This window comes from Teredinibacter haidensis, assembly GCF_014211975.1.
Classification (GTDB): Bacteria; Pseudomonadota; Gammaproteobacteria; order Pseudomonadales; family Cellvibrionaceae; genus Teredinibacter; species Teredinibacter haidensis.
Window position 1 is genome coordinate 647,468 of the sequence record NZ_CP060084.1, and the last position, 19,432, is coordinate 666,899.

At 52.9% G+C, this 19,432-nt stretch carries 5 protein-coding genes; 2 read left to right on the top strand and 3 right to left on the bottom strand.

Annotation, left to right across the window (positions count from 1 at the left end; genetic code table 11):
• Positions 1 to 51: 51 nt before the first annotated feature.
• Together H5715_RS02700 and H5715_RS02705 are read left to right on the top strand one after the other, a co-directional pair.
• On the top strand, positions 52 to 15,228 hold the full coding sequence (locus H5715_RS02700; protein WP_185906584.1) for an immunoglobulin-like domain-containing protein: 15,177 nt from the start codon (positions 52 to 54) through the stop codon (positions 15,226 to 15,228).
• Positions 15,229 to 15,251: 23 nt separating this feature from the next.
• The gene (locus tag H5715_RS02705) at positions 15,252 to 15,581 is read left to right on the top strand and encodes a hypothetical protein (protein ID WP_075185759.1); all 330 of its coding nucleotides are present in this window, start codon (positions 15,252 to 15,254) and stop codon (positions 15,579 to 15,581) included.
• Here H5715_RS02705 and H5715_RS02710 read toward each other — a convergent pair.
• The 3 genes from H5715_RS02710 to H5715_RS02720 are packed head-to-tail and all read right to left on the bottom strand — an operon-like array spanning position 15,578 to position 18,342.
• A complete protein-coding gene (locus tag H5715_RS02710) occupies positions 15,578 to 17,512 on the bottom strand; it encodes a bifunctional diguanylate cyclase/phosphodiesterase (RefSeq protein WP_075185760.1) in 1,935 nt (644 codons plus the stop codon). The two genes, H5715_RS02705 and H5715_RS02710, sit on opposite strands and share 4 nt — an antisense overlap.
• A gap of 19 nt (positions 17,513 to 17,531) precedes the next feature.
• Positions 17,532 to 18,197 (bottom strand): transglutaminase-like cysteine peptidase, encoded by a 666-nt coding sequence (locus tag H5715_RS02715; RefSeq protein WP_246434665.1) that lies wholly within the window; start codon positions 18,195 to 18,197, stop codon positions 17,532 to 17,534.
• Entirely contained in the window at positions 18,181 to 18,342 is a 162-nt protein-coding gene (locus H5715_RS02720; protein WP_175574264.1) for a hypothetical protein, read from the bottom strand. Before H5715_RS02720 ends, H5715_RS02715 begins: the two co-directional genes overlap by 17 nt.
• Positions 18,343 to 19,432: the final 1,090 nt, after the last annotated feature.

The window sequence follows — 19,432 nt, forward strand, 5'->3', positions numbered from 1 at the left end:
CTCGTTAAAACTGTTTTTGCTTACTACTACCGATTAGACCCAGGATCACTTATGAACCCTATTGCAACAGTCGTCTCTGTTTCCGGCGTTAACTACGCAAAAAATGCTACTGGCGAGCTGCGTGAGCTTAAACCTGGGGATGTCATTTACGAAGATGACATCATCATTACCGGTAGTAGTGGCAACGTCGAGCTCGCATTAAATGACGGTAACAGGATTGTGGTGGCTGAAGCTGGGGAGGTGGCCATTACGCCAGATTTACTGGCATATAAAGGCCCTGTGGCAGATGAAAACGCCATCGAAAGTGACGATGTGGCCGCCGTACTCGAAGCGTTGGAAAGTGGTGTGGACCTTAGTGAGGTTCTTGAAGAAACTGCCGCAGGCGGGGGGCCAGCGGATGAAGGGCATGGATTTGTGCGCCTAGCGCGCATCGTAGAATTGCTACCCGATATTGAGATCAATACCGAGACACTGGTTGCTCCTGATATTGACGATCTGGATTTCAGCACTGCAGATGATACTGGGGTGCTGTTTTCCAGCTCAAATCTATCAATATCGGCACCCGCTGTCGTCACCGAGGGCGAGTTGATTCGCTATACGGCCACGGTGGATAACCCCACCCAAAGTGATATGAACGTAACCCTGGGTAATGGTTTGGTTATCATTATTCCTGCAGGTGAAACCTCCGGCTTTGCGGAAACTACCGCCTCGGATGATGTGTATTTAGGCGGAAACAGCGTTAGCACCGTTATCTCCGACGTGAGTGGCGGCGACCTGCAAAACCTGAATGTATCCACCACGCCTGTGGTGACTGCGATTAATGATGATGCCGATATAACCCAGGTGCAGGTGAGCGCTACCGCCATTGTGTCGGAGGGCGGCGATATCACCTATACCGTAAGCGTTGCTCAGCCCACGCTTGAAGACATGGTGGTTGTTTTGGATAACGGGCTGCAAGTTACGATCCCGAGTGGCCAGTCAACGGCGAGCGTTGTGGGTTCAGCGCCAAATGATGTTTATGCGGGAAATAGTCAAGCAACTGCCACAATTCTTGGCGCACAGGGCGGTGGTTTTGAAAATCTTGTTGTTGATACATCACCTGCCGTGGTTGCGGTTGAGGATGTGGTGGATACCACCACTTTGAACCTTTTTTCATCTGAGTCGGTGGTTGAAGGTGGCACGATAACCTATACCGCAGAACTGGATAGTCCTGCTGCGAGCGATCTGACTGTAACGCTGAATAATGGTGGTGTTATTAGCATCTCAGCGGGCAGTACTAGCGGTACTGTAGAGATGCAGGTTGAGGATGACGTATATCTTGGTGATAACCGATTTTCGTCCGCGTCAATAGTTGGCACTACGGGCGGGAATTTTGAAAGGTTGCTGGTTAATTCCACTACAACAGAGATTCTGGACAATGACAGCAACACCAATCTGGTGCTTACGGCAACAGAAAGCGTAATTGAGGGCGAGCCAGTGACGTATCTGGCCACTCTTGATAACGCTGCGGCCAGCGATATGACAATCACCCTTGAAAACGGGCTGGTGATTGTCATTCCTGCCGGCGCAAGCTCAGGATCGGTTACGTACACCACTACTGACGATGTTTACATAACTGAAAATACGGTTAGCACCACCATTGTAAGTGCCGAGGGTGGGAATTTCGAAGCGCTCAATGTGAGTGCTGATCGTGTTGTTACGACGGTAGTTAATGATAGCGATGCTACTACGCTGCGTTTGAGTGCAAGTGACGTGGTCACGGAAGGTGAGGAGATTGTTTACACGCTGACCCTGGATAATCCGACGAATAGTGATCTGGTGGTTAGCCTAGATAATGGTGAAATTGTCACAATAGCTGCGGGAACTTCGCAGGCCAGCATTGCTACGCCAACAGTTAATGTTGGTTCAGTTCTTGTCGCAATTACAGAAACATCCGGTGGCGGTTTTGAAAACCTGGTTATTGATACGGTACCCGTCGTCACGCAAGTCAACCAGGTTCCACAGCTTTCGTTAATTGCCGAGCAAACGGTTGCGGAGGGCGAGACGATAACCTACACGGCGACTTTGAGTGAAGCGATAGATACACCATTACAGGTTACGCTCGACACTGGGCTTGTCATCACCATCGCCGCCGGTCAGACAAGCGGTCAAGCGAGCATAACGGCAGACGATGACGTTTATATAAACGGCACAACCATCAGCGCTTCAATAGCCTCCATTGCGGGAGACAATCTCCCTGCGATTCACGTTAATACCTCACCGTTTGAAACTGCGGTAGTAGATGATGGTGACCAAACAACGCTGAACCTTGCGGGTCCTGCATCCATTATTGCGGGTGAAGATTTAACCTATAGCGCAACTCTCGACAACATCGCAGAAACCGATGTGACAGTAGAGCTTTCAAATGGCCAAACAATTTCAATCGCAGCTGGGCAAGCTTCGGGTTCTATTACTCTCACTAGCAGCGATGCGACGTACCCCTCATCCTCCACGGAAACCATTTCAATCAGCAATGTATCGGGCGGCAACTTTGAAGGGGTATCGATTGTTGGTGGTGAAGTTGTTACGAGCATTACGGAAGCTCCAGCTACAAACACGGTGCGCCTGAGTGCCGACGTCAGCACGTTGAGCGAAGCGGGCGGGGTGATCACCTACACGGCGACGCTGGAGAGTGCGAGTCAGGGCACGACCACGGTAGAAACCACGCTGGGGACGATCACGATTGCCGACGGGGCGACGGAAGGGCAGCTGGCATACACGGTTGCGGCGGATGAAGATGTTTACGTGGATGCGGGCAGTCTAAGCAACGTCATCACCGGCGCGAGCGATGGCAACTTTGAACAGCTGACGTACAGCGACACGGCGTTAGCGATCAGCATCACCGACACGCTCGACGAGACGGAGGTGCGCCTGAGTGCCGACGTTAGCACGTTGAGCGAAGCGGGCGGGGTGATCACCTACACAGCGACGCTGGAGAGTGCGAGTCAGGGCACGACCACGGTAGAAACCACGCTGGGGACGATCACGATTGCCGACGGGGCGACGGAAGGGCAGCTGGCATACACGGTTGCGGCGGATGAAGATGTTTACGTGGATGCGGGCAGTCTAAGCAACGTCATCACCGGCGCGAGCGATGGCAACTTTGAACAGCTGACGTACAGCGACACGGCGTTAGCGATCAGCATCACCGACACGCTCGACGAGACGGAGGTGCGCCTGAGTGCCGACGTTAGCACGTTGAGCGAAGCGGGCGGGGTGATCACCTACACAGCGACGCTGGAGAGTGCGAGTCAGGGCACGACCACGGTAGAAACCACGCTGGGGACGATCACGATTGCCGACGGGGCGACGGAAGGGCAGCTGGCATACACGGTTGCGGCGGATGAAGATGTTTACGTGGATGCGGGCAGTCTAAGCAACGTCATCACCGGCGCGAGCGATGGCAACTTTGAACAGCTGACGTACAGCGACACGGCGTTAGCGATCAGCATCACCGACACGCTCGACGAGACGGAGGTGCGCCTGAGTGCCGACGTCAGCACGTTGAGCGAAGCGGGCGGGGTGATCACCTACACGGCGACGCTGGAGAGTGCGAGTCAGGGCACGACCACGGTAGAAACCACGCTGGGGACGATCACGATTGCCGACGGGGCGACGGAAGGGCAGCTGGCATACACGGTTGCGGCGGATGAAGATGTTTACGTGGATGCGGGCAGTCTAAGCAACGTCATCACCGGCGCGAGCGATGGCAACTTTGAACAGCTGACGTACAGCGACACGGCGTTAGCGATCAGCATCACCGACACGCTCGACGAGACGGAGGTGCGCCTGAGTGCCGACGTTAGCACGTTGAGCGAAGCGGGCGGGGTGATCACCTACACAGCGACGCTGGAGAGTGCGAGTCAGGGCACGACCACGGTAGAAACCACGCTGGGGACGATCACGATTGCCGACGGGGCGACGGAAGGGCAGCTGGCATACACGGTTGCGGCGGATGAAGACGTTTACGTGGATGCGGGCAGTCTAAGCAACGTCATCACCGGCGCGAGCGATGGCAACTTTGAACAGCTGACGTACAGCGACACGGCGTTAGCGATCAGCATCACCGACACGCTCGACGAGACGGAGGTGCGCCTGAGTGCCGACGTCAGCACGTTGAGCGAAGCGGGCGGGGTGATCACCTACACAGCGACGCTGGAGAGTGCGAGTCAGGGCACGACCACGGTAGAAACCACGCTGGGGACGATCACGATTGCCGACGGGGCGACGGAAGGGCAGCTGGCATACACGGTTGCGGCGGATGAAGACGTTTACGTGGATGCGGGCAGTCTAAGCAACGTCATCACCGGCGCGAGCGATGGCAACTTTGAACAGCTGACGTACAGCGACACGGCGTTAGCGATCAGCATCACCGACACGCTCGACGAGACGGAGGTGCGCCTGAGTGCCGACGTCAGCACGTTGAGCGAAGCGGGCGGGGTGATCACCTACACAGCGACGCTGGAGAGTGCGAGTCAGGGCACGACCACGGTAGAAACCACGCTGGGGACGATCACGATTGCCGACGGGGCGACGGAAGGGCAGCTGGCATACACGGTTGCGGCGGATGAAGATGTTTACGTGGATGCGGGCAGTCTAAGCAACGTCATCACCGGCGCGAGCGATGGCAACTTTGAACAGCTGACGTACAGCGACACGGCGTTAGCGATCAGCATCACCGACACGCTCGACGAGACGGAGGTGCGCCTGAGTGCCGACGTTAGCACGTTGAGCGAAGCGGGCGGGGTGATCACCTACACGGCGACGCTGGAGAGTGCGAGTCAGGGCACGACCACGGTAGAAACCACGCTGGGGACGATCACGATTGCCGACGGGGCGACGGAAGGGCAGCTGGCATACACGGTTGCGGCGGATGAAGATGTTTACGTGGATGCGGGCAGTCTAAGCAACGTCATCACCGGCGCGAGCGATGGCAACTTTGAACAGCTGACGTACAGCGACACGGCGTTAGCGATCAGCATCACCGACACGCTCGACGAGACGGAGGTGCGCCTGAGTGCCGACGTCAGCACGTTGAGCGAAGCGGGCGGGGTGATCACCTACACAGCGACGCTGGAGAGTGCGAGTCAGGGCACGACCACGGTAGAAACCACGCTGGGGACGATCACGATTGCCGACGGGGCGACGGAAGGGCAGCTGGCATACACGGTTGCGGCGGATGAAGATGTTTACGTGGATGCGGGCAGTCTAAGCAACGTCATCACCGGCGCGAGCGATGGCAACTTTGAACAGCTGACGTACAGCGACACGGCGTTAGCGATCAGCATCACCGACACGCTCGACGAGACGGAGGTGCGCCTGAGTGCCGACGTTAGCACGTTGAGCGAAGCGGGCGGGGTGATCACCTACACAGCGACGCTGGAGAGTGCGAGTCAGGGCACGACCACGGTAGAAACCACGCTGGGGACGATCACGATTGCCGACGGGGCGACGGAAGGGCAGCTGGCATACACGGTTGCGGCGGATGAAGATGTTTACGTGGATGCGGGCAGTCTAAGCAACGTCATCACCGGCGCGAGCGATGGCAACTTTGAACAGCTGACGTACAGCGACACGGCGTTAGCGATCAGCATCACCGACACGCTCGACGAGACGGAGGTGCGCCTGAGTGCCGACGTCAGCACGTTGAGCGAAGCGGGCGGGGTGATCACCTACACGGCGACGCTGGAGAGTGCGAGTCAGGGCACGACCACGGTAGAAACCACGCTGGGGACGATCACGATTGCCGACGGGGCGACGGAAGGGCAGCTGGCATACACGGTTGCGGCGGATGAAGATGTTTACGTGGATGCGGGCAGTCTAAGCAACGTCATCACCGGCGCGAGCGATGGCAACTTTGAACAGCTGACGTACAGCGACACGGCGTTAGCGATCAGCATCACCGACACACTCGACGAGACGGAGGTGCGCCTGAGTGCCGACGTCAGCACGTTGAGCGAAGCGGGCGGGGTGATCACCTACACGGCGACGCTGGAGAGTGCGAGTCAGGGCACGACCACGGTAGAAACCACGCTGGGGACGATCACGATTGCCGACGGGGCGACGGAAGGGCAGCTGGCATACACGGTTGCGGCGGATGAAGACGTTTACGTGGATGCGGGCAGTCTAAGCAACGTCATCACCGGCGCGAGCGATGGCAACTTTGAACAGCTGACGTACAGCGACACGGCGTTAGCGATCAGCATCACCGACACGCTCGACGAGACGGAGGTGCGCCTGAGTGCCGACGTTAGCACGTTGAGCGAAGCGGGCGGGGTGATCACCTACACGGCGACGCTGGAGAGTGCGAGTCAGGGCACGACCACGGTAGAAACCACGCTGGGGACGATCACGATTGCCGACGGGGCGACGGAAGGGCAGCTGGCATACACGGTTGCGGCGGATGAAGACGTTTACGTGGATGCGGGCAGTCTAAGCAACGTCATCACCGGCGCGAGCGATGGCAACTTTGAACAGCTGACGTACAGCGACACGGCGTTAGCGATCAGCATCACCGACACGCTCGACGAGACGGAGGTGCGCCTGAGTGCCGACGTCAGCACGTTGAGCGAAGCGGGCGGGGTGATCACCTACACAGCGACGCTGGAGAGTGCGAGTCAGGGCACGACCACGGTAGAAACCACGCTGGGGACGATCACGATTGCCGACGGGGCGACGGAAGGGCAGCTGGCATACACGGTTGCGGCGGATGAAGACGTTTACGTGGATGCGGGCAGTCTAAGCAACGTCATCACCGGCGCGAGCGATGGCAACTTTGAACAGCTGACGTACAGCGACACGGCGTTAGCGATCAGCATCACCGACACGCTCGACGAGACGGAGGTGCGCCTGAGTGCCGACGTCAGCACGTTGAGCGAAGCGGGCGGGGTGATCACCTACACAGCGACGCTGGAGAGTGCGAGTCAGGGCACGACCACGGTAGAAACCACGCTGGGGACGATCACGATTGCCGACGGGGCGACGGAAGGGCAGCTGGCATACACGGTTGCGGCGGATGAAGATGTTTACGTGGATGCGGGCAGTCTAAGCAACGTCATCACCGGCGCGAGCGATGGCAACTTTGAACAGCTGACGTACAGCGACACGGCGTTAGCGATCAGCATCACCGACACGCTCGACGAGACGGAGGTGCGCCTGAGTGCCGACGTTAGCACGTTGAGCGAAGCGGGCGGGGTGATCACCTACACGGCGACGCTGGAGAGTGCGAGTCAGGGCACGACCACGGTAGAAACCACGCTGGGGACGATCACGATTGCCGACGGGGCGACGGAAGGGCAGCTGGCATACACGGTTGCGGCGGATGAAGATGTTTACGTGGATGCGGGCAGTCTAAGCAACGTCATCACCGGCGCGAGCGATGGCAACTTTGAACAGCTGACGTACAGCGACACGGCGTTAGCGATCAGCATCACCGACACACTCGACGAGACGGAGGTGCGCCTGAGTGCCGACGTCAGCACGTTGAGCGAAGCGGGCGGGGTGATCACCTACACAGCGACGCTGGAGAGTGCGAGTCAGGGCACGACCACGGTAGAAACCACGCTGGGGACGATCACGATTGCCGACGGGGCGACGGAAGGGCAGCTGGCATACACGGTTGCGGCGGATGAAGACGTTTACGTGGATGCGGGCAGTCTAAGCAACGTCATCACCGGCGCGAGCGATGGCAACTTTGAACAGCTGACGTACAGCGACACGGCGTTAGCGATCAGCATCACCGACACGCTCGACGAGACGGAGGTGCGCCTGAGTGCCGACGTCAGCACGTTGAGCGAAGCGGGCGGGGTGATCACCTACACAGCGACGCTGGAGAGTGCGAGTCAGGGCACGACCACGGTAGAAACCACGCTGGGGACGATCACGATTGCCGACGGGGCGACGGAAGGGCAGCTGGCATACACGGTTGCGGCGGATGAAGACGTTTACGTGGATGCGGGCAGTCTAAGCAACGTCATCACCGGCGCGAGCGATGGCAACTTTGAACAGCTGACGTACAGCGACACGGCGTTAGCGATCAGCATCACCGACACGCTCGACGAGACGGAGGTGCGCCTGAGTGCCGACGTCAGCACGTTGAGCGAAGCGGGCGGGGTGATCACCTACACAGCGACGCTGGAGAGTGCGAGTCAGGGCACGACCACGGTAGAAACCACGCTGGGGACGATCACGATTGCCGACGGGGCGACGGAAGGGCAGCTGGCATACACGGTTGCGGCGGATGAAGATGTTTACGTGGATGCGGGCAGTCTAAGCAACGTCATCACCGGCGCGAGCGATGGCAACTTTGAACAGCTGACGTACAGCGACACGGCGTTAGCGATCAGCATCACCGACACGCTCGACGAGACGGAGGTGCGCCTGAGTGCCGACGTTAGCACGTTGAGCGAAGCGGGCGGGGTGATCACCTACACGGCGACGCTGGAGAGTGCGAGTCAGGGCACGACCACGGTAGAAACCACGCTGGGGACGATCACGATTGCCGACGGGGCGACGGAAGGGCAGCTGGCATACACGGTTGCGGCGGATGAAGATGTTTACGTGGATGCGGGCAGTCTAAGCAACGTCATCACCGGCGCGAGCGATGGCAACTTTGAACAGCTGACGTACAGCGACACGGCGTTAGCGATCAGCATCACCGACACGCTCGACGAGACGGAGGTGCGCCTGAGTGCCGACGTCAGCACGTTGAGCGAAGCGGGCGGGGTGATCACCTACACAGCGACGCTGGAGAGTGCGAGTCAGGGCACGACCACGGTAGAAACCACGCTGGGGACGATCACGATTGCCGACGGGGCGACGGAAGGGCAGCTGGCATACACGGTTGCGGCGGATGAAGATGTTTACGTGGATGCGGGCAGTCTAAGCAACGTCATCACCGGCGCGAGCGATGGCAACTTTGAACAGCTGACGTACAGCGACACGGCGTTAGCGATCAGCATCACCGACACGCTCGACGAGACGGAGGTGCGCCTGAGTGCCGACGTTAGCACGTTGAGCGAAGCGGGCGGGGTGATCACCTACACGGCGACGCTGGAGAGTGCGAGTCAGGGCACGACCACGGTAGAAACCACGCTGGGGACGATCACGATTGCCGACGGGGCGACGGAAGGGCAGCTGGCATACACGGTTGCGGCGGATGAAGATGTTTACGTGGATGCGGGCAGTCTAAGCAACGTCATCACCGGCGCGAGCGATGGCAACTTTGAACAGCTGACGTACAGCGACACGGCGTTAGCGATCAGCATCACCGACACGCTCGACGAGACGGAGGTGCGCCTGAGTGCCGACGTCAGCACGTTGAGCGAAGCGGGCGGGGTGATCACCTACACAGCGACGCTGGAGAGTGCGAGTCAGGGCACGACCACGGTAGAAACCACGCTGGGGACGATCACGATTGCCGACGGGGCGACGGAAGGGCAGCTGGCATACACGGTTGCGGCGGATGAAGATGTTTACGTGGATGCGGGCAGTCTAAGCAACGTCATCACCGGCGCGAGCGATGGCAACTTTGAACAGCTGACGTACAGCGACACGGCGTTAGCGATCAGCATCACCGACACACTCGACGAGACGGAGGTGCGCCTGAGTGCCGACGTCAGCACGTTGAGCGAAGCGGGCGGGGTGATCACCTACACGGCGACGCTGGAGAGTGCGAGTCAGGGCACGACCACGGTAGAAACCACGCTGGGGACGATCACGATTGCCGACGGGGCGACGGAAGGGCAGCTGGCATACACGGTTGCGGCGGATGAAGACGTTTACGTGGATGCGGGCAGTCTAAGCAACGTCATCACCGGCGCGAGCGATGGCAACTTTGAACAGCTGACGTACAGCGACACGGCGTTAGCGATCAGCATCACCGACACACTCGACGAGACGGAGGTCTCGCTGGGAGCGACGGCCTCGATAAGCGAAGCGGGCGGGGTGATCACCTATACGGCGAGCGTGAGCCACCCAACCGAGACGGAGATGACTGTCAATTTAACCAATGGACAATCCATTACCATTGCGGTTGGAGATATTTCTGGCACAGTCGATATGGTGATCGCTGCAGACGAAGACGTTTACCTGGATGTTGATTATATTTCGGCCTCAATCGACAGTACCTCGGGCGGCAACTTCGAAAATGTGGTTATCGAAACTACTCCTGCAAGTACGATAATTACTGACACGCTAACGATTACCACGGTGAGTTTGACGGCGAGCCCTAGTGTTGTTGAAGGCGGGGAGATCACCTACACGGCGAGTCTGACGAGTGAGTCGCAGACGCCGGTGTCGGTAACGCTGAGCAACGGTGAAACTATTATTATCAGTGCTGGCAATACAGCTGGGACAGTGACCGTAAATGCCAGTGACGATGAGTACCTCGGTGGCGGGAATGTTTCTGTCAATATAATAGCGGCTTCCGGCGGTAATTTTGAAAACCTGCAAATCGATCCAAGCGCTGTAAGTACCGTCATTACAGATGATAGCGATATCACCTCACTGACGCTTTCGGCCACACCGAATGTTACAGAAGGTGGAGTGATTACCTATACCGCTACCTTGGATAGTGTTGCTGTATCACCTGTAACTGTAACTTTAACAAACGGTGCAGTAATCAATATTGCTGCGGGCAGCACAGCGGGTGAACTCGATATTGCCGCGAGTGATGATGTTTATCTTGGTGGTGATTCTGTAGCTCTTGCGATCGTATCTGCGACGGGCGGAGAATTCGAAAATTTGGTGCCTGACACCACTCTCGTTACAACGTTAATTGCGGACGATACGGATATAACGAATATTGCGCTCACCGCTACTGAAAGCGTGAATGAAGGGGGGATGATTACCTATACGGCGACATTGGATAACCCCGCAGCTACCAGCACAACAGTTAATTTGAGCAATGGCGCAGTTATTACGATTGCTGCAGGCGCTATTACTGGGACGGTTGATGTTGTTGCCGGTGGTGGCAGTAGTGCGAGTGTTACCGTCAGCGGAACCAGTGGTGGGAACTTCGAAAACCTGTTGGTGGACAACACCCCAGCAGCTACGACAATTGTTGACCTCCCTCCTCAGATCTCTGTAACGGCTGTCGACGTTACAGAGGAATCGTTGTTTGCGGGCGATGTAATCGCCACCTTTGTCTCCAGTGACCCTGGTGGTGATTCACTCAGCCATCAGTTACTCAATAACAGTGATGGTTATTTTGTCTTGGTGGGTAATCAGGTTCAGCTGACACAAGCGGGTATCGATGCCATTAACAATGATGTACTTAACTTAGCGTCGTTGGATATTACGGTGGAAGTGACAGCAGATGCTGTTTCTGTGGGTGATTCCGATACCAGTAATATTACCCGCATCGATGACGCACCTGCTACGAACACAGAAAACTATGCGGCGGTGGAAGGTTCAACCTTAAGCGTCACTGCAGCGGCGGGCGTGCTTGTAAATGATAGTGATCCAGAAGGGAGCGCAATTAGCGCTATAGAATTTGCGACGGATATAGCGGGTAGTAGCTCAGCGTTAGTGGATGGCACCAATACGGTAACAACTGCATTGGGCGGCACAGTTACCTTGTTTAGTGATGGATCGTTCGATTATGTTGCTCCGGTGTCCTTGGATCATAGTTTAGCTGGCACGTTACCAGACAGCTTTGCCTATCGCGCATCGGATGGCGCCCAAAGCTCTGCATGGACCGCAGTCACCATTGATGTCTCGGATACCGCCCCGATTGCGGCTGATGATAACGACAGTGTTGGCTTCGGAGAGACAGCCAGCGGTAATGTTATTTCGGGGATTGGTGGTGATGGCAGCGGTGCCGACGCGCTCGCCTCAGATGCGAGCCAGGTTATCTCCGTCGAATTCAATGGCGATATCTATAGCGGATTTGACGGCAGCGGTGATCTGGTGATTGATGCCGATTATGGAACGCTCACTGTTAACCAAAACGGTTCGTACAGCTACGCTTCCACGCAATCCCTGCCGCTGGTGACTGTGGGTGGCGGTAATACTGCGTCGTGGGAAAATGCTGGAGTTACGCTTTACGGCTTTAACTCAGGAACAGTATTCGAGCGCGAAGGTGTGCTGAACTTAGGGGCGGCAAACCGTACGGACGATATCACCTATAGTGATGGCAACGGATTAGGTTTGAACTCCCGTGGTGGTGGCGATGATCGAACTGAGATTGATGGTAGCGAAGCTATTGCGTTAGAGCTGAATGAGAATGCGCTTACTGCGACCTTTACCCTGGGCGACGTTCAGAATAACGATGGAGGGAGATGGTATGCCTATGATGAAGGCATGAACGAGGTGGATACTGCAAATTTCTCTGGCGGCACAACCGAAGTCAGTATCAACCCGGGAGCGCCCTTTAGGTACGTTGTTTTTACCACCAACGACAACAATGATGACTACAATATTTTCAGTGCAACTTACACACCCGATGTGCATCCTACAGAAAGTTTCACCTACACCATTGAAGATTCTGATGGCGACCAAAGTAGTGCTGATTTAACGCTTCGACATGATCCAGTGCCGGTTGCTATTAGCGATAACAACACCGCTTATGAATCTGCACTGTTTAATGGAACCGAATTTGGTTCGCAATCACCTGTTTCATCAGGCAATTTATTGGATAACGACGAAGGCCTTAATAGCGATTCTTCCATCCAGGAAGTTGTGTTTGGTGCAGAAACTTACACGCCGGATGGAGCCGGAGTGATTACCGTTACCTCAACCTTAAGCCAGGGCCAATTGGTTGTTTACACTCAGGATGATCTGGTGAACGGCATTCGAGCAGGTGATTACCAATACACTATTCTTGAAAACAATCTTGCTGGTGATGTTTCAAACGAGGTATTCAGCTACACCTTGGATGATGGATCCAATCGATCTTCCGCCGATTTAACCATCAATTTCGTCGATGATGCGCCGGTGGGCGGCGATATAGAAACCACTATTCGAGCCTCTAGTGAAGTCGACACCTATAACCTTGTTGTTGTGCTGGATAGGTCGGGCAGTATGGGCTGGGACGTGAATGGTAATGGTAGTGGAAATTACGGTTTCGACCCCACCCAGGTACGCATCGATATCGCGCGTGACGCGCTTAGTCAGCTGTTCAACTCATACGACGATGTTGGCAATGTGAATATCCAAATTGTTGATTTCTCTACTGATGTGACGAACTCAGACTGGTACAACGATAATATCAATGGTGCGATGGATTACTTAAGTGCCATAAACCCTGCAGGTGGCACGCGATATAGTACGGCGCTCAACGGCGTAATGGAGGGTTTTAATCCGCCAGAGGGCAGTAAAACTCTGGTTTACTTTATTTCCGATGGAGAGCCCACCTGGGGCTATGGGGTCGATGCTACGTTACAGTCCAGCTGGGAAACCTTTCTTGATAATAGCAATGTCGATATTTCCTTTGGTATCGGGGTTGGTAATGTATCGGTTGACTCACTTGAGCCGATTGCGTACCCAAATCTGGATAGTAATGGCAACGGCACTGACGATTATGCTATCCAGGTGGCTAATGCCAATGATCTTGCCGACACTTTGTTGGCGACACTGGATTCCGGTGTGGTTAGCGGATCTATTTCCATACTCGAGGGGGATGGATCCAGTGGGTTCTTCGTGGGTGCCGATGGTGGTTATATCAATAGTGTTGTTGTAGATGAGGTGACCTATACCTATATCCCCGGCGTGTTGGAAAACATTGCTATTACAACGGCTCTCGGCGGTACACTTTCTGTGGATTTCCTCACTGGCGCTTACAATTATCGCGTAGAAGTTGATAGTGCCATTATGGGAGAGCACGAAGTCTTCACCATCACGGCTGTAGACGGTGACGGTGACAGCCTTACGGCCGATCTCACCATTAATCTGGAATACAGCCCTGCTCTGGATGCAAACCGCGATACGATAATCAGTAATCGCCAGGACGGTACATTCACGGTTTCCGATGCGGCCTTGTTACATAACGATATGGTGACCGAAAGAGGTTCCGTTACCTTTGTTGGAAATGCTTTAAACGGCTTAATTTCCGGGCCTGGGCCGAGCACCTCCAGCTTCGCAGGGCTAACACTCAGTGAAGACGATTTCGGTACTGTTGCCTACGCAGAAAATGAACCCACCGAAGATTCCGATGTGAGACCGTTGAACAATAGCAGTGCAACGGCTGTCGATTTTACCGATCGCTCTCTGTTCGGCAGCGATGGCAGTGCACTGGCGGGACTTAGTGTAGAGGGCTACAGCTATAGCGCAGCTTACTACGGTAGTCTCTCAAGAGATGAATCAGCGGACGAAGACTGGTTACAGCTTCGTTTGGCCGAGGGAGAAAACATCTGGTTCGATATAGATAACGCGGGTATTGCGGTGCAAATGGCGGTGTACGACGGAGATGGATTCTTTATCCAAAACATTGATAATGACGGCCAGCCTTGGGGAGGGTTTGTCGCAAGCAGCAGTGGAGATTATTACGTGCAAATCACTACTACTGATACAGGCTCCGGGAATTATGAGCTGTATATGGCCATTAATAACGATAATGCGAATTACGATAATGTAGATGCGAGCTTCGAATATACAGTGACTGATGGTGCTTTGTCAGACTCAAGTTTTGCTGACGTAAGTTTTGTCAGCGGTGTGACGATTACAGGCAGCGAAAGTGACGAGATACTTATCGGTAGTGACGATGCAGATACAATAATCGGGGAAGCCGGTAAAGATGCACTCGCCGGAGGCGCCGGAGGTGATACCTTGGATGGCGGTGATGGTGCAGATCTTATCGTCGGTGGAGCCGGTGATGACTTCTTGACGGGTGGGCTGGGAGCCGATGTATTCGCTTGGGAATTAGCGGATGGCGCTACTATGGGAGTACCTGCGCATGATCAGATTACTGATTTTGATAATTCGAGTACTGGGGATGCGCTCGATTTACGCGATCTATTAATTGACGAAACAGAGTCCTCCTTAACGGAACACCTTTACGTCGAAATCCAGGGGGGCAATACTATTATCCATGTTAGTTCCAGTGGCGGATTCGACAATGGAATCTACAATAGTGCGATGGAAGACCAAAGCATAGAGCTTAGCGGTGTTGATCTTGTAAGTGCTTTTGGTGGTGATCAAAGTGCAATTATTCAAGATTTAATCGGTCGAGGAAAACTCATCACAGAATAGTTTGAAAACCGGGAAGTATTAATATGCCGTTTGTAAAACGCAATAGTGAAGGTGATGTGATCGCAGTAAGCCAGGCACTTGAGGATGGCTTTTCGGAAAAGCTTGATAAGGATGACCCTGCATTACAAAAATTTATAGTGGAGGTCGGAGAAAGCAGTGTAAGAATGGCGGAAACCGATCTGGATTTTGTTAGGGTGGTAGAAGACTTGATTGATATTCTTGTATCAAAGAACTACATACTGTTCACAGATCTTCCAGAAAAAGCGCAGGAAAAAATGCGAAACCGTCGAGTCCTGCGCGGGAAGTTATCTACGTGCTTGGATTTGCTCTCGGATGATGAAGGCTATTTTTAGCCTTCATCAGTTTCTTTTCTCAGCGAAAAGAAACTACCGGCTCCACCATCAATACCCAATGTATTAAGAGCTTTCCATTCCTCACTACTGCAGACTCCCTCGGCTATTACCTGCAAGCCAATGGAGTGTAGAATCGTGCATAAGCCCCTCAAATAAACCTGGTAGGCTGGGGTGTTGTGGATATCTTGAACAAAGGACTGATCGATTTTTACATAGTGCAAACCAAGGTCATGTACTTTGGCAATATGCTTGATTTCCTGTCCTGAATGGTTAATGCCTATCTTGCAGTCTAATGAGGACAGTAACTGGCAAAAAGCGCGCAGCCCATCAATATTTTGAAAAACACCATGCTCAGGTATTTCGATATTTAAGTATTTAGATAGTTGCGAGTTTTGTTGAATAAGTTCTGAAATTTCTCCCATTAGCGCCGGGTGGGTCAGGGTGCTGGCAGACAGATGGATGGCCAACGGCTTTGGGTTTTGTTTGAGTATGTCGATGGCCATTTCCACCACCATACGATCTAGCTGGGAGCTTAGCCCAAGCCTCGAGATATGGGGCATAAATGCGGCGGCATCTAGATCGCTTCCATCCTCGTGTCGTAGTTGCAGTGGCGATTCCCAGTGTAGAAGCTTTTCTTGCACAGAATAAACGGGCAAAGCCTTCATACTAAAACGACGCTCAGCGAGTGCAGTTTTAAGATAGTTCAGCCAATCATGTTCGCCTATTTTTGATGATGTTGGCGCTTGGGAATCGATAAAAATATACGCAGGCGCTTCGTTTTGCGCTGCGTCCTGAAGCCCGTTGTCCAGTCGTGTGAGGACCTCACTCGTATTTTCTCCGGAATAATAAGCGGTACAAGAGCTTAATAGTATTACGTTGTTAAGTCCGCGATCACGACACACGCACAATAGCCTTTCACTAATGTCACGGCCGGCGCTTTCGGCTTTTGTATCGCAAGCAGGAAGAATTACCAAAAAGTCTGATCCGTTTAGTCGTCCAGCTAAGCCCTGGCTTGACCTGCTTGCACAAGCCTCTTTTAATGTGTCACCAAAATCCACCAGCAGGCTATCGATAGCCTGACGGCCCTCCTTCTGGTTTAAGTGGAATAAATCAACGATTCTAATAAGGATTAGAGCGCCATGAGCGTATTCGTTTTGTTTGTGTAAAAAAGACGTCAGTCGACCTAGCAAAGGTTCTCGATTATAAAGCCCACTCACTTCGTCTTTTTGAGTTCTCTTTATAAGTTTTTCCAGCTTGCCAGATTCGTCGTCCAACATTTTTTGAACATGCTTGGAAAGCTTGTTTAACGAGCGAATAACAGCTTTAAATTCCAGAGTGCGAGGCTCTTTAGTCGTTATAAAGCGTCGGTCGCCAATTGCAGCAGCTTGAGATACCGCTTGATGAAGTGGTTTCGTAAGCCAGCGGAGAAAAACGCTGCCTAGTACGCCAAAAATAAGAGAAATAAGCGAAAAATAGTAAAAAAGTTGTTTTACATTGCTCCATAACTGTTTGTAAGCGAACCTTACATGGGAGCTTAAGGTTAAAACCCCAACTTGCTGCCAGCCATTACTAATATTGGCTAGCCCGGGTTTAATATTTATTGGGAATAGGTTGATTAGCCAGCGAGGCGCTTCACTGTAGTCTCTATCATCAAATTGCACGGCAATGGTGTTTCCATCCGTGTCTATCAGGCTTATAAACTGATAGTGACCCAGATCGAACTGAGTATTAACCAATAACTCCATCGATAATCTATCCTGCGTTGCCGTGGAGAGTGATAATGCCAATGCCGAGGCATTATCAATATTTTTATGGTAAAGCTGCTCTTCTAAATAATTTTTTGCAGAAACGCAGCTAAAGAAAAAACTCCCCAGAAAAGAGGTGATCATAAATAGAACAATAGAAAACCAAAGTTGTTTATATAAAGACATTGCAGGTAACTAGCTCCAATTATTGTATGCCTTCAAGTTGCATTCTAGTAAGCACATCGCGCCAGCGAGATAGACGTGTTTCGGGTTGCTTGCTCTTGGATTCAGTGCTGTTGCCAACCCATAAGCCTTCACTGTTAAAACTGAATACAGGGGTTAAATCTGGTCGCCTAGAAGCTGGCATAATTTGTGTGCTGAGGTTATCCAAAATCAGAGGTTCAGCATTGGGCTCGGCATAGTACGCCAAAACCATGTGTGCTTGTACTCGGCCGCTAACCAGCCTAGCTTTAACATACACTAGCCGGAGTTTTTCGATAGGAATCCCTAGTTTGATGAGACTTATATATTTTGCAATACTAAAATCTTCGCAATCGCCCTGCAATGTTCCCATTGTTTCGAGAGGCGTCGCCCAATAGTCCTTCTTTCCCCAAATCACTGCATCATCGCCGAAGCGCACACGTTGATTAAAGAAATCGTTAGCCAGAATGAGCTTTTCCGTTTCCTTATTTGCGTCGCTATTTTCTAGAAGATTGCGCCAATCGACTATCGTTTGCTTTGCATTATTGCCATAGCGTTGCTCAGCGAGAACTATTAATTTATCCCAATAGGGCTCGCCATTGCCAAACCATGCAATGCTCAAAAGTAAAACAATACAATACCACTGGATAGAGTTACGCCGACTGATCACGCAACAGAGACACCTTTACATAGGCGACAAACACGATATCGTTTTGTCGGCGATTTTTTGTAAGTATAGCTTCTCTGGGGGAGAGGGTAGCGAAACTTCCGTTATCTTCGGTAAGTGCCAGTTTTCGGCGTCGAGCATATCCCATTATGAAGACCTTGATTTCTCTTTTAAAACGCAAATTAAGAGTTATCTATAGTCGACTCTAGACTAGCTAAGCGGGGCTTTAGGGGTTGTGGGGCAAACATCTGGAAGTACTGGATCAGCTTCGGGGCTTGTTAGTCTTCAACAGACTTCGCGTTGGCACTCTCCGAGGCGAAATACTGATACTGCTTGTTTGAATGGAGGGGAGTAAAGCCTTTTTCGAATCGCCTACACTCTACTGATTTCTGTGATTACATTAATTGTAACGGTACGCTTTCCTGTTTTCACCAAAAGGTGGCCTGAATGTGGCGCCCTGGTTTCAGCTTAAAAAACGAGCATCGAATAAACGGAAGAAGACAAACAACAAGCCCTTAGAGTAAATGAAGTTGATCGCAACAGCTCGTATTCTAAATCTATGGTTCATAGCACACGCCGTATGTTCCCAAAGATGGTCATTCCGTAGAGAATGGACTGTTTTGTTTTCTATTCTCGTTAAATAACGCCGATAACAGCTCTACCCTTCGGTTAGCTACCGTTTTTAAGTGCTTATTTCGCTTTCTGTTGGTGAGCCAAACTGGGCCTGTAACTCGTCAAACAATAGGTACGTTTTCGTTAACGTTTGTGCAAGTTGAGCAAGGTTTTTTTGGTAGAAATTTACGGTCATTTGAATAGTAGAGATACAGTAAAGCCGCTTGAACTTGCAGCCAAATAGGGGAAAAGACCTTTCCGCGTTAAGAACTGTACAGAAAAGACCCTATTAGAATTTGGAAGTGACTTCCTTCGGTGGCAAGCAAGTCAATCGCTAATGCGGTCGGAATATATTGATACTTGTATAGATTCGTGCTTTTTATGCAGCACGCCAACGTTGTCTCGTTGGGGCGCGCTTGATTAAGTGCCAATTATAGCTCTGAGTTTTAGCCCATTCATCCGGTGAATATTGCTCTTTCAAAGGTGGATACTTGGTTTTTGGTCGACCGTATTTGAGCAAAGGGGAAATGAATAAATCTCTGGTCAATTTCAGATATGTTCTGCCCGAATTCGACACGCTACTTGGTAAGACCGACTTCGCCGTTAATGGCTGTAGCTCTTAGCAA